Source organism: Marinoscillum luteum, from assembly GCF_044005705.1.
Lineage (GTDB): Bacteria > Bacteroidota > Bacteroidia > Cytophagales > Cyclobacteriaceae > Marinoscillum > Marinoscillum luteum.
Window position 1 is genome coordinate 454692 of record NZ_JBIPKE010000019.1, and the last position, 25868, is coordinate 480559.

Consider the following 25868-nt stretch of genomic DNA (forward strand, 5'->3'; position numbering starts at 1 on the left):
GTGGGAAAATAATTTCACTCCACTTATGGAATTAAGGTCGGTATCACATCTCAAGAATACAAATCAAATATGATACCGATATGAAAAAGCTCTTATTACTTCTCAGCATGGTGATGGTTTTCAGTCTGAATGCCATGACCCTCCCAATAACCGGTTCGGTTTATGACGAAACCGGCAACCCGCTTCCTGGGGTAACTATAGTAGAAAAGGGAACAACGAACGGCGCACAAACGGACAAGTCTGGAAAGTACTCCATTCAGGTAAATGATACCAACAGCACCCTGGTCTTTTCATTCGTGGGCTTTCAAACTGAAGAAATCCGAGTCGGGAAGAAACAACAAATCAACGTAATCCTTTACGCCGATGTGCAACAGTTACAAGAAGTAGTACTTCAGGATGCTTCATCATCTTCCTTACGCAAGCGATTGAATGCCACAGGGGCAGTATCAAGGGCCGCTGGCCCCTCCTACATGGTAGGTGAGTCCAACCCATTTCACAACACCGAGTCCTATGACGCCATCGAGGAAAACATCTTCCACAAAAGTGCCGACAAGCCACTTTCCACTTTTTCAATAGATGTGGACGCCGCTTCCTACAGTAACATGCGCCGCTTTCTCCACATGGGTCAGCTACCGCCCAAAGATGCCGTACGCATAGAAGAGATGATCAACTACTTTCATTACGACTATGATGGGCCTAAAGACGACAAGCCCTTTGCCATACACACTGCCAAAACCAAAGCTCCCTGGAATGAGGATCACCTGTTGGTGAAAATTGGCATTCAGGGGAAAAAACTGGCCATGGAGCAGCTTCCACCATCCAACATCGTTTTCCTGCTGGATGTCTCCGGCTCCATGAACGCTCCCAACAAACTACCACTCCTCATCTCCAGTCTGAAAATGCTGACCAATGAACTCCGTCCACAGGATCAGGTGGCCATAGTGGTCTACGCAGGTGCTGCGGGGCTGGTGCTGCCCCCCACAGACGGAGCGAATAAGTCTGCAATCATCGAAGCACTGGAAAATCTGGAAGCAGGGGGCTCCACCGCTGGTGGTGCCGGCATCAAACTGGCGTACAAAGTTGCGAAGGAGCATTTTGTGGAGGGTGGCAACAACCGGGTGATATTGGCCACCGATGGAGACTTCAATATTGGGGCCTCCAGCAATGGAGAGATGCAGCGCCTCATCGAAGAAAAACGGGAGGAAGGCGTATTCCTAACCGTACTGGGCTTTGGTATGGGCAATTACAAAGATTCTAAAATGGAAACCCTGGCTGACAAAGGTAACGGCAACTATGCCTACATCGATAACATCCTGGAAGCCAAAAAAGTATTGGTAACGGAGTTTGGTGGTACTCTTTTCACGATCGCCAAAGACGTGAAAATTCAGGTGGAGTTTAACCCCAATGTGGTGCAGGCCTATCGCCTGATAGGCTATGAAAACAGAAAGCTCAATGATGAGGACTTCAACGATGACAAAAAAGATGCGGGCGAGCTGGGGAGTGGGCACACGGTGACCGCTCTTTACGAAATCATTCCGGTAGGAGTCAAAAGCAATTTCACCAAAGAGGTAGATGACCTGAAGTACCAGTCGCAGACCATCACGGGAGATACAGATGAGTTACTTACCGTAAAATTCAGATACAAGGAACCAGATGAAAATACCAGTCAACTCATAGAACAGCCTTTGGCCAATGACAGCTTATTTGATGAAGACGAAAACCTCAACTGGGCGGCCACGGTAGCCAGCTTCGGGATGGTGTTGAGAGATTCAGAATTTAAGGGAAATCTCACATTCAGCAAAATACTCACCATGGCCCACCAGTCTGCCGGGGTGGACGAATTCGGCTATAGAGCAGAGTTTATCAAACTGGTAAACATTGCTAACAGGATTCAGTAATCTAAATCCTCAACCACCAAGTAAGGGGGATGGCTGCAGTGGATCTCAGCCTCCCCTTCTTTTGCCTTGACCACCTCCAACTCCTGATCATGTGAGGCTTTCACATCTTCCTGAAATCCCACGACATCCCATCTAGAATCCTCACTCAGGGCCATCAACGTGAGCCGCGTACCGGCAGGCAGCCATTTTTTGAATGTCTCATTCTTGACAAAAAGGAACTTTTGTTTTTCTGTAAATACCACCAGATCCAACTGGTTGAGCCACTGGGTAAGCAATTGGATCACATCAAAGACCGACGCTTCATCTGTGATGATATTCACCGCACGATGACCTTCCTTTTGGAGTACTGTCAGCCCGGTCATTAAAAAGTGGGAATCGTCAATGGCGATGATTTTAACGGGCTGTTGATTATCCAGGCGGCCTTTCCAGCTTTCAAAGCGGTTTAAACTCACCATTGCAAAATCCAGCTTATGGCCCAGACTGGTGTATTTATCAATACCCGGTTCACAACAGATCACCGTCGGTGACCACTCCAGGAGTGCATGCAAATGTGAGACCGGAAAGGAGTCCAGGCGGTGCAAAATTAAGGCAGGTTCCTGCTGATCTCTGACAATGTGGTGTGATGACATTCGGAAATATTAAAATTCGGTGCTAAATTATAAGTGTTTAAATAACAGAAATCCAAAACAAAAACAGTTTGTAAAGAATTTAATAGATAAGAACGTTTCACCAAACCCCGCCAAATTTCTACAAAAATGAAAAATTTGCTCATAATTACCTCGTTTATCCTGCTCTCCGGATGCATGGCAGAGCGGGAATTTATCGTAGAGTATGATTACAGTTATCGCGGGAAATTTAAGCGCTACGATACCTTCAATTTTCTAAACCTGGGAGACACCGTAAACTACAATGGCCTTAGTGACAGCATGATCAAAAGAGAGATTGAGCGTAGGATGATTTCTCAAGGCTACAAAAAATCCGATAAGCCCTCAATTTACATTGCTTACAAAGTATTCTCCAACGACATGTCCTTCAAAGGCTACGAGCAGCTGGAGCTGGAGAGCTGGGATGCCCTGTACGCAGAGCGCGCTGAGAACGAAAGCAACCTGGAGTACATCCGTGAAGCGAAGTATACCAATAAAGCCTACGAACTTAAGAAAGGCACCTTACTGATTGACTTTGTAGACCGCAAGTCCAATGGTGTCATCTGGCAGGGCTACGCCAGTGGGCTATTCGATGACAGAACTTATTTCTCTAAAGACGTGCGGTATTCGGTACGCAGTATTTTGAATCAATACCGACTACTAGCGGCCAGCTACCAATAGAAATAATAACGATTCCTATAAAAAAGCCTTCGGAATATGCTTCCGAAGGCTTTTTATCCTTAAAACTTCAGTGATAAGGCCAGCATGAAATTAGTCCCCGCCTGAGGGTAATAGTAATTTTCACGCACCACATAGTCTCCTCCGGCATAGCCAAAGGTGTAGCCATTGCTCACATATTGCACATCGAAAATGTTATTCACCAAAAGGGAGATGCCAATTTGCTTCACCTGCTTGCTGGCAAACGTGAGATCCATTTTCAGGTCATTCACAAAGTAGGCATCAATGCTGCGATCATCATTAGACGTATTGTCCAGATACTGCTTACTCACATACTTGCTCAACAAAGAAATCTCCAGGAAGCTCAGTGGCTTGTAACCAATCTGCGTGCCACCAATCACATTGGGAGAGAATGAGATGTCAGTATCGGTGTATTCATTTTGGATTTCGTTGTACTCGTCAAAGGCCGGACCATAGTCGTAAATCACCTCTGTAAAGTTGGCAATCTTGTTTTTACTGAGGGTCAGATTTCCAGACAGGGTCAGGGCGTCCATCACCTTCACCGCTCCCACAAGCTCCACACCCATCCGGTAGCTATCAGGCACATTGACCCGTATGGATGAACCCACATCATTCACCGCACCGGTGAGCACCAGCTGGTTTTCATAATCCATGAGGTAGTAGTTGGCTGAATAGCTATAATTCCCTGCAGCCTTACGATACCCAACCTCCAGGTTGCGCATGGTCTCTGCCTTTGGAATCTGACCCTCGGCAGCATCTACAAAATCACCTCGTACCGGCTCCCGGTTGCCCACTGCGTAAGAGGCATAAAAACTTTCGCCCCGCTTCACCAAATAGGTCATGCCCACCTTTGGATTGAAAAAGGCGTAAGTATCTCCTGTATCTATATTCCTGAGGTCGCTGTCCACCCCTTTGGTGTGATAATCCAGCATTCTGACCTGTGCATCTGCAAAGAGGTTCACTTTTGGAGCTACCTGATAGTTTCCTTTCAGGTAAACATTGAAATCGGTCTTCATTCCGAAATTGTCATAATAACGATCCCGAATGGCACTGGTACTGGCATATTGTGCCCAGATGATTTCACCAAAATGATCCCCATCATATTTGTTCCAGGCACCTCCAAAAGACAAATCCCATTTCTCCTTAGTGTAGTTAGCTGAAAAGGTGAATCCATAAAAGTCGTTGTCCAGCCATCTGCGACGAATCAGGTCTGTGGATGTGATGGTGCTGTCGCCAATCACTACCTCCGGCAACGCGTAGTCCGCCAGGTCATCATCCGCTCTGTACTGCTCATAGTACCCACGTCCGTAGGTATAGTGCAGGGCTCCGTTCACATTGAAATTAGGATTGAAAACATGACTTAAATGGAGCTGATAGTGGTCTTGCTGATAGTTGTCCACTTCATTGTCATACTGATAGTAGTTGTAGGTGCGTCCTGAGTTGAGCAGATTATCCGCCTGTTCGTCGGAGAGTCCATTGTTGGCAATGACCTCCATCATCCCGTCCACGTCATTGTTCAGCCGGGCCTCAGGAGTACCCCACCAGGCCTGATAAGTCACTTCCTTGCCTGCAAAAACCACAGCTTTCACGGTAGTCTTATCTCCATAGTACCCGCCAGACAGGTAGTAAGACTTCAGATCGGCCGATGCACGATCCAGGTATCCGTCAGAGGATATCTGTGACAATCGCCCCTGAAAAGCCCATTTTTTGTTAATCAGACCGGTATTCATTTCTACCGTGTGTTTCCAGGTATTGAATGACCCAAAACTATTGTCCACTTTGGCGTAAGCCTCCTGAGAAGGCATGTCCGTTTGCAGGTTTACGGAAGCACCGAAGGCTGCCGCACCATTGGTGGACGTACCCACCCCACGCTGAATCTGAATGTTGTTGACAGAAGAGGCCATGTCCGGCATGTTTACCCAAAACGTACCATGCGATTCCGAATCATTGATCGGCACACCATTTACGGTCACGTTGATTCGTGTGGGGTCGCTCCCCCGGATCCTGATCCCTGTATAGCCTACACCATTTCCTGCATCGGAGGTCACCACCATAGAGGGCGTATGTTGTAGGATAAAAGGCAGGTCCTGGCCCATGTTTCGTCCCTCTATCTCCTTGTTAGAAATGTTTGAAAAAGTGGTGGGTGTTTTCTCATTGGCCCGGGTTGCGTAAACAAAAACCTCCTCGCCTTTAATCACATTCTCATTCAGCGAAATCTCCAGAGAAACGTTTTGATTCACCTCCAATACTTTCGTGTAGGTTTCGTAGCCCACAAAAGAAACACTCAACTCAAAAGTACCCGCTGGCACCTTGCTCAACATAAAAAAACCATCCCAATCTGTAGAGGTGGCATACTTAGACTGGTTCAGCCATACGTTGGCTCCGGGCAAAGATTCACCCGCTTCGGTGACCACCTTGCCATCCACAGTGAACTGACCAAACGCACTGAATACAGCGGTCATTGCCAGCATTGACATCCAAAAAACTTTCATTTTAAATTGTTGTTAACATTTAACCATACGGAAAGCGGGGAACTTCCCTACTGGTTTATCATACTTCCCTACGCCGGCATTATCCGGATCAGGTTATTTGGGTATGATCTCAGCCCGATAGACTCTTTTAGAATCCGTAAGGCACCCCTTTTGTAGCCGCAAACTTAGGCCAAAACTATTTGTTGAAGAAATCCTCGATTAAATCCTGAGCACATTTGACCCTGATGTCTTCGATCCCTGATACAATGGCATACGGCAGGTCATGCTCCTTCAGGTAGGTTTCGTATACATCAAAAAAGTGCTTTCTCAGCTTGGGGTGCTCACGCTGCGGATCAGGCCGCCAAATCAAGTCTATATTACCCAGCAGGTAAAAATCGTACTGGCGCCTCTCCAACTCCTCCAGTATCCAGGGGTCGGCTTCACCATACTTGTGCTCACTCCAGACCTTCATCACAATGAGGTTGGTATCACAAAAAAGATACCCACTGGCCTGCTCGGCCTTATCATCTTCCCAGGCCATCTGGCCCTGCGCTATATGCAGAAGATCCTCTTTTTGGTATTCTCCCTCTAGTCTGTCCAGATAAAAACGAGCGTACTCTGGCACCCATTCGGTATCGTAAATCCGTGCCAGATGCTGGCACAACTCACTTTTCCCGGTAGACTCGGGACCAATTATCGCTATCTTTCTGATCATGACTTAAGCAACGTTTTTCTCCATGAAAAATACCCCCAGGTGGCCAGTACTGTAAACACAAAAAACTGAAAAGCTGTAAATGGCAATCCTTTATACAAGTAAAGCGGCACCGAAATAATATCTGCAATGATCCAGGCAATCCAGTTCTCAATTTTCTTTTCGGCCATCAGCCACATACCTACCAGGGCAAATGATGAGGTAATGGAATCCCAGTTGGGCACATCGCTATCGGTGAAGTAAACCAAAACGGTCCTGATCACAATGAAAGACACAATGAAGAACAAAATACTGATCACATTTTGCTTTTTGTTATTACTTGTAATAGGAATCTGCGGCTTATTCTCGCTATCGGTCCAATGATACCAGCCATACACACTCATCACAAAATAATATCCATTAATACCCATATCGGCATAGAGCTTATATTCAAGTGTGAGGTAGATATAAATCAGCACGGACACGATACCGGTGGGGTACACCAAAATATTTTCCTGCTTGGAATACCACACACTCAACAACCCAAAAAACACCGCTACAGCTTCCAGCCATGTAGTCTGATACATCTGTTCCAGTAGCTGCGAGAAGAATTCATTCATGCCTGTAAATTATAAATCACATTAAGTTTCGCAATCTCTATAAGACCAGTTAATTTTGCCCGGCAAATAATAACAAATATTGTTTGCATGAATCTCGACGATAAATTCCTCTTTGAAGCACTAACCTATGATGATGTGCTTCTCCTTCCAGGTTACTCTGAAATCCTCCCCAGAGATACCGACACTTCCACCAGAATTACCCGCAATATTAGGCTGAATATCCCACTTGTGTCCGCTGCTATGGATACAGTGACCGAAGCTGAGCTGGCTATTGCTATGGCGCTGGAAGGCGGTCTGGGTTTTATTCATAAGAACATGCCTGCCGACCAGCAAGCCGCGCAGGTGCGCAAAGTGAAGCGGTCTCAAAGTGGAATGATTCTCGATCCCATCACCCTCTCTCACGATAGTGTGGCCGGAGATGCAGAAAAGATCATGCGCGAAAATAAAATTGGAGGAATACCTGTCATCGACCAAAATAAGAAATTGATCGGGATCATTACCAACCGTGATTTGAGGTTTCAGAAAAACATGAAGCGCCCGATCCGGGAGATCATGACCACCGAAAATCTCGTCACAGCAGAAGTGGAAGTGGGTCTGAAGGAGGCCGAGCAGATTCTGCAAGAATATAAGATAGAAAAGTTGCCGATCATCGATAAAGACGGCAAACTCACAGGGCTTATCACCTACAAGGATATCCTGAAAAACAAAGACCGCCCTAATGCCTGCAAGGACGAATACGGCCGACTGAGAGTAGGCGCAGCTGTGGGTGTGACTCCAGACATGGTAGATCGGATCAAAGCACTGGTGAATGCGGGTGTGGACGTGGTGAGCATAGACACTGCTCACGGTCACTCCAAAGGCGTAATTGACGCAGCTAAAAACGTCAAGAAAGCTTTTCCGGATCTGGAACTCATCGTGGGCAACATCGCGACTTATGAAGCCGCAGAGGCGCTGGCCGCTGCCGGAGCTGATGCAGTGAAGGTAGGTGTAGGTCCTGGAAGTATCTGTACCACCCGTGTGGTAGCGGGCGTAGGCGTACCACAGTTATCAGCTGTGTATGAGGCTGCCAAAGCCCTGAAAGGAAAAGACCTGCCCATCATAGCCGATGGAGGTATACGTTTCTCCGGCGACCTGGTGAAGGCCCTTGCTGGCGGAGCCAGCAGTGTGATGATTGGCTCTCTTTTAGCAGGAACCGAAGAAGCTCCAGGGGAGATGATCATCTACGAGGGACGAAAATTCAAAACTTACCGTGGAATGGGCTCAGTGGAAGCCATGGAGGACGGCTCGAAAGACCGATATTTTCAGGATGCGGAGGACGACATCAAAAAACTGGTACCAGAAGGCATAGTAGGCCGGGTGCCTTACAAAGGTATGGTCTCCGAAGTGCTCTATCAGCTTACCGGAGGCCTGAAAGCAGGTATGGGCTACTGTGGGGCCGGGACTATTGAGCAGTTACACAATGCTAAGTTTGTGAAGATCTCTGCAGCCGGAGTGGCAGAAAGCCACCCGCATGACATCACCATTACCAGAGAAGCTCCTAACTATAGCAGGAGATAGAGCTTCGAGAATTCGTTAAAAAAAGTGAAAGCCGTCCATACATTATATGGATGGCTTTTTTATTAAGGGTCACCCCCGTATTTTTGCGGCACGCCGATGCTCTCCGAAAAACTCAAAATACGACTTAGCTTTTTAGCAGGCATCCTGTCATGGCTACTGTTTACATTTTTTGATCTCTACCTCCTTTTTGTAGACCAGTACCAGCTGAATGTAGACTTGTCGGCCATTTTGCCGCAGATTTTCCTGACGACCCTGGTGCTTTCCACCCTGTCTTACTATCGGTACACCATCACCAAAGCCGATAGCATCAACTTCATCGATCTGTTGTGGCGGGTGTTCATTACTGGCCTGGTCACCACCATCGGCTCGCTTTTCATCCGGCTGTTTTTCTATATTTTCGGTAACAGCACCATCAGTGAAAATCCATTCACGGTAAATTTCCTCTACAACATCCTGGTCGGGTTAGTGGTCGTCTATCTGGTGTCCACATTTGTGGTTTGGAAACGACTAATTCTTTACCAAAAATCCAAAAACCTCATTCAGCTCTGGGGATTCTTCGAGTATGCCTTGCTGGGAAGCCTGATCTTTGATCTCTTTGGCAACAAATTTCTCAGCGTCAACTTCAATACGGCACTGATCTTTTTAGGTGGCCTGGGCATTATCCTTGCTTTTAACCTCAAGTGGATTGCCTACCTCAATTTCAAACAGAAGTGGAAAAGCATTCTTTTCATTATTCTCTCAGGCATCTATCTGTACCATTTCCTGCTGAACCTGATGAATTTTTCGGAGACCGGCGCCCTCAATCTGGATCTGCTGGATCGGGCCTACTTCGTTTCGCTGTTTATCTTCATCATTTTGTATGCGGGCATTTCCATCCTGGTTACCCTCTTCAACCTACCCACTTCTTCTGTTTTTGAGCGGAAGCTCCAGGAGGCTATTGACTTTCAAAAGCTGAGCCAATCCATACCGGCAGGGCAAAGTGCCGAGCAGACCTACGACATCCTGTTGGAGAGCTCTATGAGTGCCGTATTTGCGGATGCGGCCTGGCTGGAGATCAGTGGAGAAGAGCCCATCCTGCTCACCCGTGGCGTCACTACCCTCACTGTGAAAGATATTAAGCAGAGTGTGCGACAGGACTTTATCAAAAAAATACTGAGTCAGCAGGTCTCCAATGAATTTGCCCCCAGCAAGGTCATTGGCACCCTCAATCATCCTGACTTCAAATCCATCATCGCCGTGCCGGTCATGGTACAAAACGAACAAATAGGTTCTCTGGCTTTACTGCAGGAGGTAGGTGACGCCTTCAACCGGGAGATGGTGGACATCATCACCACGTTTGTAAATCAGGCCAGCATTTCTATTGAAAACTTCCACCTCATCAGGGAGGCACTTGACAATGAGCGTTACAAGGAGCAATTGAAGATTGCTAAAAGTGTGCAAAAGAGCCTGTTGCCTTCGGTACTCGAACGCAACGACTGTTTTGAAATAGAAGCCTATAGCATGGCTGCCGATGAAGTGGGGGGAGACTATTATGATATTATTGAGCCTTCTAAGGACATCTTTAACCTGATCATCGGTGATGTGTCTGGCAAAGGCACGTCCGCTGCGTTCAATATGGCTCAGATGAGGGGTATTTTTCACAGCCTGGCCCAGGATGTAAGTACCCCAAAGGAATTTATCACCAAAGCCAACTCCGCCATAGGCCGTTGCCTGGAGAAAAACTCCTTCATTACCGCCATTTACTTCGTGATCAACACCCGGGAAAAAAAATTCTGCTATGCAAGAGCGGGGCACTGCCCGGCCATGTATTATTCAGCTTCAACCGGAAATATCACCCTTTTAGAGAAAGAAGGACTGGGACTGGGTATCCTGAGAAACTCGCAGTACAACGAATACGTTCAAGAAGAAACCATAAACTACCAGCCAGGTGACTTATTGCTCCTGTATACAGATGGTATTTCAGAAGCTAAAAATGAATACAAGAAGCAATATGGCGCGGATGGCCTGAAATCCTCACTGCAAAACCACATTAATGCGCCTTTGAGTAAACTGAAAGATATGCTCATTAACGATCTGCTGAAATTTTTGAATGGAAACAAATTGGACGATGATTATACACTGACCATCGTCAGGTTTAAATAATAACTATGGTAGAAATAAACATACAGGCTGAGTCGGATTACCAACTCATAGAGGTCAGGGGAGAAGTGGATGCCAGCTCATCGATAGAACTGGACAATGCCTTGAAATCGGCAGCTGAAAACTATACTAAAATACTGATCAACCTCAGCAAGCTAGAGTACATCTCTTCCGCCGGGTTGGGGGTGTTTATTTCCTATCTGGAGGAGCTCAAGACCAATGACATCAAATTGGTTATTTTCGGTCTTCAGGAAAAAGTCAGAGAGGTTTTTGACATTCTGGGGCTACAGCATTTGATGAATATTACCAATAACAAGGAAGAAGCCCAGGCGCTTTTGAATGGAAAATAAGCTGACCATATCGTGTAGCAAGCAGAATCTTGCCAAGATCAGACAGTTTGTTGCTGACATCCTACATCGTCAGGCCATCAAAGAAGTGGAAGCACACAAGCTCGTACTTGCTGTGGATGAAATCTGTGCCAACCTGATCATTCACTCCAATCATTGTAATCCTACACAAACCATTGAAGTCTACGTTGATTTTCAGCCAGCAGAGCAAGTCACTTTTGTCATCAGAGACCAGGGGATCAGCTTCAATCTGAGCACTTATGCCGAACCCTCGCTGGATGAGATCGTCTCTTCCAGAAGGAAAGGTGGCGTAGGGCTGATGCTGGTCAAGAGAATAATGGACAAAATAGAGTTCTCTACCGAGAAGAATTACAATATTTGCAAGCTGACTAAAAAGCTGAGTGAATGAAATATGGCTGGATCATAATTTTGGCATTTTCCTACGGATGCGAGTTTTTCAAACCGAAAGAAACAGCCACCGAAGCGCCCATTGCCAGGAGCATGGAGAGCTACCTCTACCCTTCCGATCTGGATGGACTTTTTCCCGCCAATATTTCCTCTGATGACAGCACCAAGCTGGCGGAGAAATACATAGAAGACTGGATCAAGAAGCAGCTGATGATTTCACGATCTTCCCAAGCGGTAGATTTCAACGAGGCAGAAATCGAGCGTAAAGTGTTGGATTATCGCTATGCCCTCATGGTTCATTCTTTCGAGAAAAAATACATCACACAAAACCTGGACCGGGAGGTAAGCACCGAGCAGGTCACCAACTACTACAACGGCAAAGCCGATAATTTTTTACTCAAGCAAAACATCGTGAAATGCATCTTTGCGCAAGTTCCCAAAAACGCACCCAACCTTGCACAGTTTCGGCGTAACTTCCGGGCACATCCCGAAGGAAATCTGGAAGACCTGAAATCATACGTTTCTCAATTTGCCACTAAATCATACCTGGAGGATACTACCTGGATTATTTTCGATGAACTCATCCTGGGAACTCCGCTGGAAACGCTGGAAAACAAAAACCAGTTTCTTTCGAAAAACAAGTACTCCGAAACGACAAATGAGGAATACATCTATTTTCTAAATATCTTCGATTTTAAAATTTCAGATGAGATTTCACCGTTAGAGTTTATCAGAGAAGACATTAAAAACATAATCATCAATAAGAGGAAAATTGCGCTGAAGAAGGAGCTAGAAGAAAAAATTTATGATGAATCAAAGGAACAACATCTGTTTGAAATATATCGCGATTAGCATCGCTCTCATCTTACCTCTTATTACCAATGCCCAAACAGAGGGCGTGGTGGTAGATAAGATTATTGCTAAAGTGGACAATTACATCATCCTCAAATCTGACCTGGAAAAGGCTTATTTGGATTACTTGTCTCGTGGAGAGTTCAGAGGAAGCACTGCCAAATGCAACATACTGGAACAGCTGGTGGTGAACAAAATGCTGGTAGCCAAAGCCGAAATAGACTCTGTGGAGGTAGCCGATGAAGAGGTACGAAGCAACCTCGGCAGGAGAATGGAGTACATGATCTCTCAGATAGGCTCCCGGGAGGAAATAGAGGCCTACTATAAGAAGTCAATGGATCAGATAGAAGCGGATCTTTTTGACGACATCAAGGAACAAATGGTCATCCAGCGGATGCAGCAAGAGATTACTGCTGATCTGAAGGTGTCGCCGGCAGAGGTGAAGCGATTCTTTGGCAAAATCCCTCAGGATAGCCTTCCATTCTTCTCCACCGAGGTGACAGTAGGGCAGATCGTAAAGCAACCCAAAGCTGGTACCAAGCAGAAGGAAGATGTAAAGAAGCTCATGTATGAAATCCGGGGAAGGGTTCTCCAGGGAGAGTCTTTTGCTGCTTTGGCGAGGCAATATTCTGAAGATCCGGGCTCAGCAGCCAGAGGTGGGGAGCTCCCCTTTTACAAGCGGGGAGATTTGGCTCCCGAGTTTGAGGCTACAGCCATGACTTTGAAGGAAGGCGAGCTTTCTATGCCCATAGAAACTCAGTTTGGTTATCACCTGATAGAACTCCAGCAAAAACGTGGTAATACGTTCAAAACACGGCACATACTCATCTCTCCCAAACCTTCGTCTGAGGATGTGATCAAGGCCCGGACTTATCTGGACAGTCTCAGAACCGCCATTGTGAATGACAGCATTACATTTCAGGCGGCAGCTAAGGAATACTCTGATGATCAGCTCACCTCATCCAATGGTGGCTTTCTTCTGGATGATAATGAGTCCAACAGGGTCTCAGTAGAGCAATTGGACCCTACCATATTTTTCACATTGGATACCATGAAGATCGGGAGCATCACCAAACCACTGGAATTTCAGCAACCAGATGGCTCCACCGCGTTCAGGATTCTTTATTATAAGAATAGATTGGCCCCTCATCAGGCCAACCTGAAAGATGACTATCAAAAAATAGCAGCAGCTACCCTCAATAATAAAAGAAATAAAATTTTATCCGAATGGTTTGATGATGCCAGGGATGAAGTTTACATTGATATCGATCCAGAATTTGATCACTGTAACCTACTGGAACAATAACCGAAAAGTCTGAATATGTCTGAAATGGAGAATGAAGTAGAAGTGGCGAATGAGTTACATGCCGCTTATCAGAAACTGGAACAAGAAATCGGTAAAGTAGTAATCGGTCAAAAAGAAGTGGTCAGATTGCTCATCACTTCCATTTTCTGTGGCGGACATGCACTGCTGGTGGGTGTTCCCGGCCTGGCGAAAACCCTCCTGGTTCATACCATGGCTCAGTCTCTTGGGCTTAATTTCAGCAGGATTCAATTTACTCCTGACCTTATGCCCTCTGATGTACTAGGCGCCGAAACTTTAGATCAGGAGCGTAATTTCCGCTTCATCAAGGGACCTATTTTCTCCAATGTCATCCTGGCAGATGAGATTAACAGAACACCTCCTAAGACCCAGTCTGCACTACTGGAAGCCATGCAGGAAGGCGCGGTAACTACCGGAGGTAATAACTACATACTTGACAAGCCGTTTTTCGTGCTGGCCACGCAAAACCCCATTGAGCAGGAAGGTACTTACCCGCTCCCTGAAGCCCAGCTGGACCGCTTCATGTTTATGATCAAGCTCAATTACCCATCACTTCAGGAGGAGTTGAGTATTATCAAGCAAACTACTTCGGGTGACGACTATGCTGCAGGTGAAATTCTCACTAAGGAGCAAATTATTAAGTTTCAGAAACTTGTGAGAAAAGTACCTGTAGCTGATAATGTCTTTGAATATGTGGTCAATCTGGTCCATAAGACCAGGCCATTTACTGAAAATGCAGACCCAATTAGCAATGAGTACCTGGAATGGGGAGCAGGGCCTCGGGCCAGTCAGTTTTTAATCCTGGCAGCCAAATGCAATGCGCTCCTCAAAGGAAAATACTCACCAGATATCGAAGACGTGCGGGAAGTCGCTAAGCCAGTCCTCGTTCACAGAATCGTAAAAAACTTCAAAGCCGAAGCTGAAGGCAAAACCGAGGAAACCATTATTGATCAGCTGTTATAAGCAAGTAATTCCCTAAAACTGCTTCAAAAACCTAAGGTCATTTTCTGAAAAGAGTCTGATATCATCAATCTGATACTTCAGCATGGTGATTCGCTCAATACCCATACCGAAAGCAAATCCGCTATACTCCTTCGGATCTATACCACAGCTTTCCAGTACATTGGGATCTACCATTCCGGAACCACCAATTTCCACCCAACCTGTGTGCTTACAGATTTTGCAGCCATCGCCCTTGCAGATGAAACAGCTAATGTCGATCTCCGCACTGGGTTCTGTAAAAGGGAAAAATGAAGGCCGAAAACGAATCTGAGTATCTTCTCCAAACAGCTCCTTGGCAAAATGATAAAGCGTCTGTTTCAAATCTTTAAAAGACACGTCCTTGTCTACATACAGGCCTTCCACCTGATTGAAAAAGCAATGGGCACGTGCTGAAATGGCTTCATTTCGAAACACCCTGCCCGGCATGATAGACCGGAATGGGGGCTTACCTTGCTCCATTAGCCTGATTTGCACATTGGACGTGTGGGTCCTTAGCAAAACATCCGGGTTCTTTGAGATAAAATAAGTGTCCTGCATTTCGCGCGCAGGATGGTTTTCGGGAAAGTTGAGTGCCGTGAAATTATGAAAGTCGTCCTCGATTTCAGGCCCTTCTTTGACACTGAACCCTTGCCGCTCAAAGATTTGGATGATCCTGTTTTTAACTTTGGAAAGGGGATGTACAGAGCCCTCTTCCACTATAGGGGGCAGCGTCACGTCCAGGTCTTGTGCACCGGCATCACTCATGGAGGCGCCATTTACGTGATCGATTAGCTCCTGAAATTTCTCCTGAGCCTTCTGCTTGAGTACATTCAGCTCCCCGCCGATCTCCCTTTTTTGCTCATTCGGGACTTTCTTAAACTCTTCAAAAAGCTCAGTCAATACACCTTTCCGGCTGATAAATCTCAACCTGAATTGTTCGAGCTCTTCCTTATTTTTGGCAATGGCTTTGTCTATGGCCTCTATATATGTCCCGATCTTCTCTTTCATCTTTTCTAGCTATCGGGCAAAAATAATAAACAGAAGCTTCTTAAGCAGACTTAGAAATATAAAGATCAGATGATTTAGTGGCCACCGGAGTAATCTTACCAAGATGCCCCTTTCGTTTGAGTTTGTAACCCAATGTCATAGTCACTCCCACACACATGGCGGTAATGATCAGCATAAGCGAGCCATTTCCCAAATAAGGGTCGAGCAGCAGAGCCATTGACAGAATTAGTAAATTGAACAACCCGAGAAAGATTGTAGCCTGAGCGTGATTCAAGCCTAGCTTTAGTAATCCATGATGTAGGTGATTCCGATCTGGATCCAAAGGATTCTTTCCGTTGCTAAAGCGAATGGTAAAAACACGCACTGTATCAAATATGGGAAGAATCAATGCTGCAATGCAAACCGATACGCTGGAAGTAATTTCAAAGTACCCAAGGGTCATCCCTGGAGCTACGTTGATAAACAAGATAGCCAGTGATGAAATAATAAAACCAAGAATCATGGAGCCTGTATCGCCCATAAACACGCGAGATGGATTCCAGTTGTAGAGCAGGAAAGCAAACAATGACCCTACCACAGAAAGGCAGAGTACAGAATATGCATAGTACCCTCCAGTAAGAAACACCCACCCGAAAAAGGATAATATCAGTATACCAATGGTACCCGCCAGACCGTCAATACCATCTATGAGATTAAAGCTATTGGTCAGCCCAACTAATACAAAAATTGTAAACGGAATGCTAAACCATTCTGGCATCTCCCCTATTCCAAACATGCCATAAAAGCCTGTGAGCCGTATGTCCGAAAAGTAGACAACCAAAAAGGCCGCAAATACCTGTGCCAAAAGCTTGTGCTTAGCCATGAGACTCGAGATATCATCCCGGATTCCCATAAAGAATATGATGATCAGTCCAAATAAGAAAAACTTGAGAGTTGCCAATTCAGCCAAAGGAACGGCCATGAAAACAGCGACCATAAAGCCCACGAATATCCCAATACCCCCAAGCGCGGGAGTGGATACCCTGTGAATCTTTCTTCTGTCAGGTGCATCTAACAAATCCACAGACCTGCTTACCTTAATAATGATGGGTAGCAGGATAAAGGTGACAATGAAGGCGGCGATAATAGAAATGATGATAGACATTTAACCAGCTTTAAACCTAGCATCTAAAGTATAAAAATAAATAGATTTAATATTCTTATTTCGATAAAGTAAGAAATAAACTAGTTGGGGCTGTTAATACTAACGTTTAGTAGGCGTTCTCACTGCCCTTCATAATGGAGATCACAGTGAGTAAAATAATTTTAAAGTCCAGCACAAGAGACCAGTTTTTCACATAAAACCGATCCAAACGGACCCGGCCACTCATATCACTAAATACGGAGGTCTCCCCTCTGAAGCCTTTGGCCTGAGCCAATCCGGTAATGCCAGGCTTCACCGCATGACGCTGGATAAAGCGATCGATCTTAGGTTGAAATTGCTCATTGAGCTTGATAGGGTGAGGCCTTGGTCCCACCACAGACATATCTCCCAAAAAGACATTGATAAACTGGGGAAGCTCGTCAATACTCGTCTTTCTCAAAATAGCCCCAATCTTGGTGATTCTGGGATCATTTTTGGTGGCTTGCTTAGAGTCAGCTTCATTGTTCACCACCATCGTTCTGAATTTCCAGCACAAGAATGGGTGATTGTCCCTTCCGTTTCTGTGTTGTTTGAAAAACACCGGACCCGGAGACTCCATTTTAATCAGCAAAGAGATGATAGGAATGAGCCATGAAAAGATAAATATCATCACCAATGAGCTGAAAATAATATCGAAGGCACGCTTTATAACCTGATTGGCCATACTGTCAAGTGGAATTGCCCCCACATTAATGACAGGAATATCGCCATACTTCTGGATACTCAGGCTCTTATTTCCCAATCGGCTAAACTGCGAGATGATTTTTATTTTGATCAGATTATTCTCCGCAAAATCAATCAGTTTCTTGATCTCTTTGTCATACAACCTAGGCAAACAGCAAAAAATAACGTCCACGGAATGCTTCCCAACATAACTCTTCACCTCATTGACCATCCCTAAATATCTTCCACGGGCCTCCTCTGGATTGTTATCAAAATAACCCAAAAACTTATAACCTATCCCGGGATTATAGCGAAAGTAACGTTCTAGATCAGTAGCGAGCTCTCCATAACCCACAATCACCACATTCCTTAGGTTATATCCCTTCCTTCTGTAATAGCGAATAAAATAATGCCAAACTGATCTCCAGAAAATCAGCAGTAGGGTGAAAACCAGGTAGGTAATGAACAGATGCTGTCGAGAATAATAAAAAGGTTTGGCTACAAACCACAGGGCAAAAACCACAGAAAGATTGATCACCAGCCCTGTCAAAACCTTATTGAGGTGATCTATCAGCCGAAATTCACGACTGATTTCATGAAGCTTGGTAGAGAAGAAAATCATCAACCAGGCAAGGTTCAATACCACCTGTAGGGTCAGATAGCTCTCATTGGTATAGAGTAATCCTCCAAACCGCTCGTAGTTAGCCGAAAATATACCCAGATTCAGACAAGCCAGATCCGCGAGTAAAAAAAGAACAGGGAAATATTTGGAAAAACGATGCTCTGACATATTTTAAAAATATGAACGGCAAATATAAATATTATTACAGAAGTGGTAGCAAAATTTTACCAAAGTGATTTATCCACATCAGCATATACTTATCGGATACCGTCAGAAAGTGATATTTTGGGCATCCAACCCAACGCCCTTAGCTTCGAACAATCATTTTGTTCCTTCTACCGCCTAAAGAAATACTGCTTAACATCACAACTAAAAAAGGAATTTCAAATTCTCATACAATAATCCTTTTGAGTCAAAGATGAGCATGGTAAGTATAGCTATGAAATGCACACTCCATGATGGACACATTAATTACTTTTGCCGAGCATTTGATAAAGGTTAATACAAAAATAGACTGATATGTGTGGCATTGTTGCTTATAAAGGATCCCAAGACTCTATTGAAGTAATTCTTAAAGGTCTAAAACGGTTAGAATATAGAGGCTATGATAGTGCTGGAATAGCTGGGTTTGAATATGGGAAATTGGTATGTTGTAAGAAGCAGGGTAAAGTTTCTGAGCTTGAAAACAAGATATTGGAGGATCAATTCTCTTTTGACCATGGCGTTGGGATTGGGCATACACGCTGGGCAACTCACGGTGAACCTAATGACAAAAATGCACATCCCCACTTATCTCAGGATGGAAGTTTAGCTATCATTCATAATGGAATCATAGAAAATTATGGTTCATTAAAAAAAGAATTGGAGATCCACGGGTATGAATTCGCAAGTCAAACTGATACAGAAGTACTTGTAAATTTCATTCATTTTATAAGAGAATCAGAAAACCTATCAACCGAGGAGGCCTTTAGGCTCGCCCTTAAAAGAGTAATTGGTGCTTACGCAGTTGTTATGCTTTCTAACACTGAGCCAGACTATCTGTTTGCGGCACGGAAAGGTAGTCCAATGGTAATAGGCATCAATCAAGGTGAATATTTCATAGCATCAGATGCAACCCCCATTGTTGAATACACCAATGAGGTTATTTACCTTAAAGAGTCTGAGATAGCAATCATTTCATCCGAGAGTTACACCATCAAGAATCTGGACAATGCCGTTCAAGACCCTCGTATTCAAACCATCGATATGGAACTAGAGGCCATAGAAAAAGGTGGATATGATCACTTCATGCAAAAAGAAGTTTTCGAACAGCCGGAATCGATTGCCAATTGTATGCGGGGGCGGCTTGTTTTGGAAAAAGGCGAATTAGTGCTTGGTGGAATAAATGAATATAGCCAGTCGCTTATTCATGCCAAAAAAATAACGTTGCTTGGTTGTGGAACCTCCTGGCATGCTGGTTTAGTAGCTGAGTATCTATTTGAAGATATATGTAGGATCCCAGTGGAGGTGGAGTACGCTTCTGAATTCAGGTACAGAAATCCAATCATAAACGAGGGAGACGTCTTTATAGCCATTTCTCAATCCGGGGAAACCGCTGACACCTTGGCTGCAATAGAGTTGGCTAAATCTAAAGGGGCCATCGTTTTCGGAGTGGTTAATGTTGTAGGTTCTTCAATAGCCAGAGAAACTCATGAAGGTGCTTACCTACATGCGGGTCCTGAAATTGGTGTTGCTTCAACAAAAGCCTTCACGGCTCAGGTAACTGTTTTATCTATGATTGCCATTAAAATGGGCCTCCTGAGAGGAACTATCTCCCAATCTCAATTTCAACTCTTAATTTCAGAATTAAATCAAATTCCCAAAAAAGTAGCTACCGCTCTCAAAAACAATGACCAAATAGAAGCCTTAGCAGAAATTTACAAAGACGCTCAAAATTTCCTTTACTTGGGCAGGGGCAACAATTTCCCTGTTGCACTGGAAGGTGCACTTAAGCTCAAAGAAATCTCCTATATCCACGCTGAAGGATACCCCGCTGCTGAAATGAAGCATGGGCCCATTGCATTGATTGATGAAGACATGCCGGTCGTTTTCATAGCAACCCAAGATGACTCCTATGAAAAGATTGTTTCCAATATTCAGGAAGTTAAATCCAGAAAAGGTAAAGTAATTGCTATAGTTACCGAAGGTGATATATTGGCTTCTTCGATGGCAGATTATAGCATTGAAATACCAAAATCACACTATGTAGTTACTCCATTGCTCTCAGTTATTCCACTTCAGTTACTTTCATATCATATTGCACTCAAGAGAGGATGTAATGTGGATCAGCCTAGGAATCTGGCTAAAAGTGTAACTGTAGAATGAAAGCACGAAATCGGTGATTCCTTCAACTCTTGATAATGATACTACCAATGTGACTTATCCACATCAGCATATACTTTTCGGATACCGTCAGAAAGTGATATTTTGGGCATCCAACCCAACGCCCTTAGCTTCGAACTATCCATTAGTTTTCTTGGAGTTCCATCTGGCTTGGATGAATCAAACACCAAGGCTCCGCTAAAGCCTACGACACCCTTCACCATAAGTGCCAAATCTTTTATAGACAAGTCTTCACCAAAGCCCACATTAATGGTCTTTTCACTGCTATAATTCTTCATCAGAAAAAGACACGCCTCCGCTAAATCATCTACATGAAGAAATTCACGAAGGGGTGATCCTGTACCCCAAATGGATATTTCCTGAGCATCGGTCGCCTTTGCGTTGTGGAATTTACGAATGAGTGCTGGCAGAACGTGAGAGTTAGCCAGATCATAGTTATCGTTGGGCCCATAAAGATTGGTGGGCATGGCGCTAATAAAGTCAACACCATACTGTGCCCGGTAAGTCTCACAAAGTTTGATCCCAGCTATCTTAGCAATGGCATAGGGTTCATTGGTCTCTTCTAACGGACCAGCCAACAGGCTATCCTCCTGTATGGGCTGGCTAGCCATTTTAGGATAAATACAGGAACTGCCTAAGAAAAGAAGCTTTTTGACTCCAGCCACATAGGACTGATGAATCACATTCGCCTCAATCATAAGGTTTTCGTATAGAAACTGGCCACGGTATATATTATTCGCATTGATACCACCCACTTTGGCTGCCGCCAGAAAAACGTAATCCGGCTTTTCCAGAGCGAAAAACTTCTCCACAGCTGATTGATTGGTCAGATCAAGTTCTGATGAAGTCTTACAAACCAGATTAGTGAATCCTAAGTGCTCCAGTTTCCTTACAATGGCAGATCCTACCATACCCCGATGCCCGGCGATGTATATTTTAGCGTCTTTTTCCATAATTAAGGGAATAATTATTCCTTTAGAAGAGAATAGTAATGAGGTCGGTTATTCTGCCTGCTTCAAAATATCGTGACCACCTTCCAGCAGGTACTTATCTTTCTCGAAAAGTTTCAGGTCGCTTTCCATCATTTCCTGTACGAGTGCCTTAAGGTCATATTCCGGCTTCCAACCTAACTTCTCATTGGCTTTTGTAGGATCGCCAACGAGTAAATCCACCTCTGTAGGGCGGAAATATTTTGGATCGATTCGGATCACCTCCTGACCTGCCTTGAAAGCATAGCCCGCATTGGACACGGTCTTGACATAACCTATTTCATTGACTCCTTCTCCTTTGAAGGCAATCTCCACCCCTACTTCGGAGAATGCCATGCGCAGAAAATCGCGGATGGTTGTGGTCACGCCTGTAGCCAGCACAAAGTCTTCAGGCTTGTCTTGCTGAAGCATCAGCCACATGCCTCGCACATAGTCTTTGGCATGGCCCCAGTCCCTTTTAGAATCAATATTACCCATAAACACCTGATCCTGAAGCCCCAAAGCCATTTTGGCAATAGCCCGGGAAATCTTCCGGGTCACAAAAGTCTCCCCTCTCAACGGTGATTCGTGATTGAAGAGAATCCCATTACACGCGTACATATTGTACGCCTCCCGGTAGTTTACCGTGATCCAGTAAGCATAAAGCTTAGCAACCCCATATGGAGATCTCGGATAAAAAGGAGTGGTTTCTTTTTGTGGAACTTCCTGAACCAGACCGTAAAGCTCGGAAGTGGAAGCTTGATAGATTTTTGTTTTTTGATTCAGCCCAAGTAACCTAACAGCTTCCAACAACCGAAGCGTTCCAATTCCATCAACATCAGCTACATATTCCGGCGTTTCAAAACTCACACGCACATGCGACATGGCCCCCAGATTGTAGATCTCATCCGGCTGGATCTCCTGGATCAATCGCGTCAGGTTCATCGAATCAGTCAAATCCCCGTAATGCAAAAACAACCTTGTCTCGGAGCTGTGGGGATCCTGATACAAATGATCAATCCGATCTGTATTAAAAGATGAGGCTCTCCGTTTAATCCCATGAACTTCGTATCCTTTTTCCAATAACAGCTCGGATAGGTAAGCTCCGTCTTGGCCTGTAATTCCAGTGATTAGGGCTTTTTTCATTGAAATATATTATGCGTTTCATAAAACTACTAAAGCTCGATAACATTATGGTTAGCGCGAGTGTAGATAGGGACAGACTAAAGGACTTGTTGCATGGCTCTGATCTCTCTCAATAAAGGCCCTGTGATCCACAATCTTCCTTCCAGTCCTCTAGAGCACTCTCAAGATCGTATTTGAACTTGTACCCCTCTTTCATAGCATTTTCAGGGTAAATATCTGTAGAATAGTAAAGCTTTTGAATACGACGATGGTGTACAGAATTCTTTAAACCTATTACGTTTAAAAACTCAAACCAATAGGCTACAAACAACATCAATTTGTAAGGCAACACAGGAGTAAGGGGCTTGAGCCCAAAAACCGATTTGAAATAACCTACAATTCGCCCGATGCTATATTTTATAGGAAAGGAAAAGTTGAAAATATCAGATTTTGTTTTGTGCTCCAATAGATATTCCATGAACATTACTAACTCTTTCACATAAATATTGGACTTGACCGTAGACCTCTTGCCAATATAAGGAAAGAGGCCACGGTTCAAAGTATGGTAAAGACGAGTAAAATTCCCGTTTTCATTCGCTCCAAAAACCACCGCTGGCCGAATGACCTTAAGGGATCTTCCAGGCTTCCGATCCCTCCAGGCTTCCAGTTCTTTCTCTGCCAAAAGCTTCGAAATTCCGTAAGCCGTATCCGGCGCGGTAATAGAATTTTCAGTTCGCTGCATCTCTCCAGCCTTATACACCATCATTGTACTAGTGAATATGATGCTTTCGATGCCCAATTCCTCACATAGTCGAATCGTGTTGACGGTACCTATGTGGTTTGTCTCAAAGTATTCTTCCCAGTTGTAGCCTGGCTCCTTGCAAAGTGCTGCCAAGTGTATGCAAGCATCAAAATTCTCTTTTAAAGAAATCGATTTAAGATCTTCACCCCTAATATCAAAAATGAAGGTCTTTAGCCTTCCATCCAAAATAAGAGATTCCTGAGAATCAATATTGAGAATTTCAACAGCTGCATTATTCATCAGCAAAAACTCAATCAAATGCGTGCCAATAAAGCCAGAACCACCTGTAATTAATAATTTCAATGGGGCATTCTTTTTTTGTTAAAAATCTTATTGTGAAAATAAAATGGTAAGAAAATAATGAAATGGAATATGGCTCTTGTCTTATTGCCTTTATAAAAATAAGACTTAAAAAAATCAAAATTCGGTTTAATAAGATTCCATTTATTCGAACTTAAAGAGGTTTTAGTTTTTCGATACTTAACCAGGATTTCAGGAAGGGCATAGGCATAGGGTGTTTTTTTTAATAAATCTAAAAAGAAAACCCAATCCTGTCTTCTTCTCATCAATGGAAACCTTAAACCCCCGATAAAAGACCTAGGGCAAATCACAGTAGATGTTAAGATATAGTTATTGTATTTCAATAAGTTGAAGGAAATTTTACCCGGTGTTGAAAAAAAACATATAACATGCTCATTTGAATCAATTACGGAGTACCAAGAACAATAAAATTCGACCGATGGATTGCTCTGAAAAAAAGACATTTGAACCTCCAATTTCTTTGGAACCCAAATATCATCACTATCAAGAAATGCAATATACTCTCCATTGGCATTATCTAATCCAATATTTCGGCTATATCCAGCTCCTCTGTTTTCAGGAAGGTAAAACCCCTTAATTCTTGAATCCTCCGTTTCATACTCTCTAATAATATCAGCAGAATGATCCGTGGATTTGTCATCAATCAATAACAACTCCCAGTTCCTATATGATTGAGCCAAAACCGAATCGATAGTCTCTTCCAATAACTCGGCAATATTATATACAGGAGTCACGATGGAAACAAGTCGCCCTTCTGATAGCATCTTTCAAAATTAAATAGAACACTTTGCTAATGTAATTTAAAATGGAATCATCAGAATCTATTACTGAAAGAATTTATCAAAAAGAGACACTTTCATTTCCAGGCCTTAGAATCTCATATATCATCGCTATCTATCTAAATATTTACAAAACTCTGTAAGCTTCCCCGAATTTTGGTCCATTCAAAACCAGAGCTTCAAACCTAATAAAATTCTTCATAAACCTGTTTGGGGGTCTTGTTTCCAAGCGCCTGGTGAGGTCGATTTTGATTGTAATCTTGCTTCCAATTTCTGTAAGTAATCGTACCTGTCTGATATTTTTGAAAACATATGCGTTAAGCAGTTCGGATCTTAGCGAACCGTTGAACCTTCCAACATATCCATTTTGCATGGGTCTTCCAGGCTGAATAAAAGCCAGTTCTACTTTGTTTTCCTTGCTCCATGTGTCAAGTTGCCTGGATATAAACTCAGGACCATTATCAATACGTATCATATCAGGTAAGCCACGAAAAGTCTTCAATCTGTCCAGAACCTTGACCACTCTGAGTGAAGGCAAACTGGTGTCGGCTTCAATATCGAGTACCTCACGATTAAAATCATCGATTACATTGAGTAGCCTAAACCGGGTACCATCCCAAAGGCTATCTGTAATGAAATCAAGTGACCATACCTGATTGGGTCTCTGTGGTTGAAACAACGCCTGCTTGATCCGTGCGGGCAACCGTCTTTTGGCCCTACGTCTAATGTTAAGCTTCAACTGGGTATAGACCCGGTAAACACGCTTATGATTCCATTTAAAGCCTTTTATCCTCAGCCTGTGAAAGCACTTCCAAAACCCAATCGATGGGTGCTTATCAATCAGCTCTTTCAATTCCTCGATCACCTTGTCATCATCCAATGGACGAGAAATGTAACTATAACTGCTCTTCGAAATATTCACAGCCTGACATGCCTTGCGTATGCTTATCTCGTAGTGGAGTAGCATATGATGAACCAAAACCCTCTTTATGTCAGCTGTTAAAGCTTTTTTTCTACTGCATCCTTAAATGCCTCATGGACTAAACTTAAATCAGCATACATCCTTTTGAGCCTGCCGTTTTCAGTCTCCAACTCCTTTAGCCTCTTCAATTGACTGGTGTCCATGCCTCCATATTTGGCCTTCCAGTTGTAGAATGTTGCCTCGCTAATGCCGTGCTTTCTGGCCACTTCCGAGGCTTTCATCCCTGCCTCATTTTGCTTGATTGCAGAGATGATCTGTTGTTCGGTGAATCTCGTCTTTTTCATTATTGTATCATTTAAAGTTAGCAATCGCTTCGCTTTTCAGCTCAGCCAACTCTAATTTTAAATGGACGAATTCTTGGGAAGCTTACATCAACATCTACCTCGTCTTGCTCCTGTGTTT

At 44.1% G+C, this 25868-nt stretch carries 21 protein-coding genes, 1 pseudogene and 1 riboswitch; of the genes and pseudogenes, 10 read left to right on the forward strand and 12 right to left on the reverse strand.

The window, feature by feature from the left end; translation table 11 throughout:
- Positions 1-80: 80 nt before the first annotated feature.
- A complete protein-coding gene (locus ACHKAR_RS17005) occupies positions 81-1898 on the forward strand; it encodes a vWA domain-containing protein (protein ID WP_395418625.1) in 1818 nt (605 codons plus the stop codon).
- Here the strand turns inward: ACHKAR_RS17005 and ACHKAR_RS17010 are convergent.
- The gene (locus ACHKAR_RS17010) at positions 1892-2527 is read right to left on the reverse strand and encodes a hypothetical protein (protein ID WP_395418626.1); all 636 of its coding nucleotides are present in this window, start codon (positions 2525-2527) and stop codon (positions 1892-1894) included. The two genes, ACHKAR_RS17005 and ACHKAR_RS17010, sit on opposite strands and share 7 nt — an antisense overlap.
- Before the next feature lie 126 nt (positions 2528-2653).
- Between ACHKAR_RS17010 and ACHKAR_RS17015 the strand changes: the two genes are divergently transcribed.
- Positions 2654-3223 carry a DUF4136 domain-containing protein gene (locus tag ACHKAR_RS17015; RefSeq protein ID WP_395418628.1) on the forward strand — a complete coding sequence of 190 codons (570 nt, stop codon included), beginning with the start codon at positions 2654-2656 and terminating at the stop codon, positions 3221-3223.
- 59 nt (positions 3224-3282) lie between these two features.
- On the opposite strand, the gene ACHKAR_RS17020 is transcribed toward ACHKAR_RS17015, so the two are convergent.
- From ACHKAR_RS17020 to pnuC, 3 genes are all read right to left on the reverse strand, one after another.
- Positions 3283-5733: a TonB-dependent receptor gene (locus tag ACHKAR_RS17020; protein ID WP_395418630.1), complete on the reverse strand. Its 2451-nt coding sequence runs from the start codon at positions 5731-5733 to the stop codon at positions 3283-3285.
- Between the two features lie 48 nt (positions 5734-5781).
- A riboswitch (TPP riboswitch) is annotated at positions 5782-5892 on the reverse strand.
- A gap of 16 nt (positions 5893-5908) precedes the next feature.
- A complete protein-coding gene (locus ACHKAR_RS17025) occupies positions 5909-6427 on the reverse strand; it encodes an AAA family ATPase (RefSeq protein ID WP_395418631.1) in 519 nt (172 codons plus the stop codon).
- Positions 6424-7023, reverse strand: coding sequence for a nicotinamide riboside transporter PnuC (gene pnuC / locus ACHKAR_RS17030; protein ID WP_395418633.1), 600 nt, complete (start codon positions 7021-7023; stop codon positions 6424-6426). Before pnuC ends, ACHKAR_RS17025 begins: the two co-directional genes overlap by 4 nt.
- 87 nt (positions 7024-7110) lie before the next feature.
- Between pnuC and guaB the strand changes: the two genes are divergently transcribed.
- The 7 genes from guaB (at position 7111) to ACHKAR_RS17065 (ending at position 14613) form a co-directional block, all read left to right on the forward strand.
- Positions 7111-8580: an IMP dehydrogenase gene (guaB, locus tag ACHKAR_RS17035; RefSeq protein WP_159582791.1), complete on the forward strand. Its 1470-nt coding sequence runs from the start codon at positions 7111-7113 to the stop codon at positions 8578-8580.
- A gap of 96 nt (positions 8581-8676) precedes the next feature.
- Positions 8677-10722: a GAF domain-containing SpoIIE family protein phosphatase gene (locus ACHKAR_RS17040; protein WP_395418634.1), complete on the forward strand. Its 2046-nt coding sequence runs from the start codon at positions 8677-8679 to the stop codon at positions 10720-10722.
- A 5-nt stretch (positions 10723-10727) separates the two neighbouring features.
- Positions 10728-11069 carry an STAS domain-containing protein gene (locus ACHKAR_RS17045; protein WP_395418636.1) on the forward strand — a complete coding sequence of 114 codons (342 nt, stop codon included), beginning with the start codon at positions 10728-10730 and terminating at the stop codon, positions 11067-11069.
- The gene (locus ACHKAR_RS17050) at positions 11059-11475 is read left to right on the forward strand and encodes an ATP-binding protein (RefSeq protein ID WP_159582785.1); all 417 of its coding nucleotides are present in this window, start codon (positions 11059-11061) and stop codon (positions 11473-11475) included. The genes ACHKAR_RS17045 and ACHKAR_RS17050 overlap by 11 nt, the downstream gene beginning before the upstream one ends.
- Entirely contained in the window at positions 11472-12326 is an 855-nt protein-coding gene (locus ACHKAR_RS17055; protein ID WP_159582784.1) for a peptidyl-prolyl cis-trans isomerase, read from the forward strand. Before ACHKAR_RS17050 ends, ACHKAR_RS17055 begins: the two co-directional genes overlap by 4 nt.
- Positions 12280-13632 (forward strand): peptidylprolyl isomerase, encoded by a 1353-nt coding sequence (locus ACHKAR_RS17060; RefSeq protein WP_395418637.1) that lies wholly within the window; start codon positions 12280-12282, stop codon positions 13630-13632. The genes ACHKAR_RS17055 and ACHKAR_RS17060 overlap by 47 nt, the downstream gene beginning before the upstream one ends.
- Positions 13633-13647: 15 nt before the next feature.
- A complete protein-coding gene (locus tag ACHKAR_RS17065; protein WP_159582783.1) occupies positions 13648-14613 on the forward strand; it encodes an AAA family ATPase in 966 nt (321 codons plus the stop codon).
- A 12-nt stretch (positions 14614-14625) separates the two neighbouring features.
- Here the strand turns inward: ACHKAR_RS17065 and pheS are convergent, their stop codons facing one another.
- The 3 genes from pheS to ACHKAR_RS17080 form a co-directional block, all read right to left on the reverse strand.
- Positions 14626-15639 carry a phenylalanine--tRNA ligase subunit alpha gene (gene pheS / locus ACHKAR_RS17070; protein WP_395418639.1) on the reverse strand — a complete coding sequence of 338 codons (1014 nt, stop codon included), beginning with the start codon at positions 15637-15639 and terminating at the stop codon, positions 14626-14628.
- A gap of 40 nt (positions 15640-15679) precedes the next feature.
- A complete protein-coding gene (locus ACHKAR_RS17075; RefSeq protein ID WP_159582781.1) occupies positions 15680-16783 on the reverse strand; it encodes an MraY family glycosyltransferase in 1104 nt (367 codons plus the stop codon).
- 106 nt (positions 16784-16889) lie between these two features.
- Positions 16890-18275 (reverse strand): undecaprenyl-phosphate glucose phosphotransferase, encoded by a 1386-nt coding sequence (locus ACHKAR_RS17080; RefSeq protein ID WP_395418640.1) that lies wholly within the window; start codon positions 18273-18275, stop codon positions 16890-16892.
- Positions 18276-18626: 351 nt separating this feature from the next.
- Between ACHKAR_RS17080 and glmS the strand changes: the two genes are divergently transcribed.
- Positions 18627-20471, forward strand: coding sequence for a glutamine--fructose-6-phosphate transaminase (isomerizing) (gene glmS, locus ACHKAR_RS17085; RefSeq protein WP_395418642.1), 1845 nt, complete (start codon positions 18627-18629; stop codon positions 20469-20471).
- A gap of 41 nt (positions 20472-20512) precedes the next feature.
- Here the strand turns inward: glmS and ACHKAR_RS17090 are convergent, their stop codons facing one another.
- The 5 genes and pseudogenes from ACHKAR_RS17090 to ACHKAR_RS17110 form a co-directional block, all read right to left on the reverse strand.
- Positions 20513-21442 (reverse strand): GDP-L-fucose synthase family protein, encoded by a 930-nt coding sequence (locus tag ACHKAR_RS17090; protein ID WP_395418644.1) that lies wholly within the window; start codon positions 21440-21442, stop codon positions 20513-20515.
- Positions 21443-21490: 48 nt separating this feature from the next.
- Positions 21491-22603 carry a GDP-mannose 4,6-dehydratase gene (gmd, locus tag ACHKAR_RS17095; protein WP_395418645.1) on the reverse strand — a complete coding sequence of 371 codons (1113 nt, stop codon included), beginning with the start codon at positions 22601-22603 and terminating at the stop codon, positions 21491-21493.
- 109 nt (positions 22604-22712) lie between these two features.
- Entirely contained in the window at positions 22713-23687 is a 975-nt protein-coding gene (locus ACHKAR_RS17100; RefSeq protein ID WP_395418646.1) for an NAD-dependent epimerase/dehydratase family protein, read from the reverse strand.
- Positions 23684-24469, reverse strand: a complete 786-nt coding sequence (locus tag ACHKAR_RS17105; RefSeq protein WP_395418647.1) for a glycosyltransferase family 2 protein — start codon at positions 24467-24469, stop codon at positions 23684-23686. Before ACHKAR_RS17105 ends, ACHKAR_RS17100 begins: the two co-directional genes overlap by 4 nt.
- A 200-nt stretch (positions 24470-24669) precedes the next feature.
- A pseudogene (locus ACHKAR_RS17110) lies at positions 24670-25750 on the reverse strand (IS3 family transposase).
- Positions 25751-25868 lie beyond the last annotated feature (118 nt).

Bases quoted from the DNA above. Each gene is read 5' to 3' on its own strand.
- ACHKAR_RS17015 (WP_395418628.1), top strand. From the start codon at position 2,654: ATGAAAAATTTGCTCATAATTACCTCGTTTATCCTGCTCTCCGGATGC.
- ACHKAR_RS17050 (WP_159582785.1), top strand. From the start codon at position 11,059: ATGGAAAATAAGCTGACCATATCGTGTAGCAAGCAGAATCTTGCCAAG.
- ACHKAR_RS17020 (WP_395418630.1), bottom strand. From the start codon at position 5,733: ATGAAAGTTTTTTGGATGTCAATGCTGGCAATGACCGCTGTATTCAGT.
- gmd (WP_395418645.1), bottom strand. From the start codon at position 22,603: ATGAAAAAAGCCCTAATCACTGGAATTACAGGCCAAGACGGAGCTTAC.
- ACHKAR_RS17080 (WP_395418640.1), bottom strand. From the start codon at position 18,275: ATGTCAGAGCATCGTTTTTCCAAATATTTCCCTGTTCTTTTTTTACTC.
- ACHKAR_RS17010 (WP_395418626.1), bottom strand. From the start codon at position 2,527: ATGTCATCACACCACATTGTCAGAGATCAGCAGGAACCTGCCTTAATT.
- ACHKAR_RS17045 (WP_395418636.1), top strand. From the start codon at position 10,728: ATGGTAGAAATAAACATACAGGCTGAGTCGGATTACCAACTCATAGAG.
- ACHKAR_RS17065 (WP_159582783.1), top strand. From the start codon at position 13,648: ATGTCTGAAATGGAGAATGAAGTAGAAGTGGCGAATGAGTTACATGCC.
- ACHKAR_RS17060 (WP_395418637.1), top strand. From the start codon at position 12,280: ATGATGAATCAAAGGAACAACATCTGTTTGAAATATATCGCGATTAGC.
- ACHKAR_RS17075 (WP_159582781.1), bottom strand. From the start codon at position 16,783: ATGTCTATCATCATTTCTATTATCGCCGCCTTCATTGTCACCTTTATC.
- glmS (WP_395418642.1), top strand. From the start codon at position 18,627: ATGTGTGGCATTGTTGCTTATAAAGGATCCCAAGACTCTATTGAAGTA.
- ACHKAR_RS17055 (WP_159582784.1), top strand. From the start codon at position 11,472: ATGAAATATGGCTGGATCATAATTTTGGCATTTTCCTACGGATGCGAG.
- ACHKAR_RS17025 (WP_395418631.1), bottom strand. From the start codon at position 6,427: ATGATCAGAAAGATAGCGATAATTGGTCCCGAGTCTACCGGGAAAAGT.
- ACHKAR_RS17105 (WP_395418647.1), bottom strand. From the start codon at position 24,469: ATGCTATCAGAAGGGCGACTTGTTTCCATCGTGACTCCTGTATATAAT.
- ACHKAR_RS17090 (WP_395418644.1), bottom strand. From the start codon at position 21,442: ATGGAAAAAGACGCTAAAATATACATCGCCGGGCATCGGGGTATGGTA.
- pnuC (WP_395418633.1), bottom strand. From the start codon at position 7,023: ATGAATGAATTCTTCTCGCAGCTACTGGAACAGATGTATCAGACTACA.
- guaB (WP_159582791.1), top strand. From the start codon at position 7,111: ATGAATCTCGACGATAAATTCCTCTTTGAAGCACTAACCTATGATGAT.
- pheS (WP_395418639.1), bottom strand. From the start codon at position 15,639: ATGAAAGAGAAGATCGGGACATATATAGAGGCCATAGACAAAGCCATT.
- ACHKAR_RS17005 (WP_395418625.1), top strand. From the start codon at position 81: ATGAAAAAGCTCTTATTACTTCTCAGCATGGTGATGGTTTTCAGTCTG.
- ACHKAR_RS17040 (WP_395418634.1), top strand. From the start codon at position 8,677: ATGCTCTCCGAAAAACTCAAAATACGACTTAGCTTTTTAGCAGGCATC.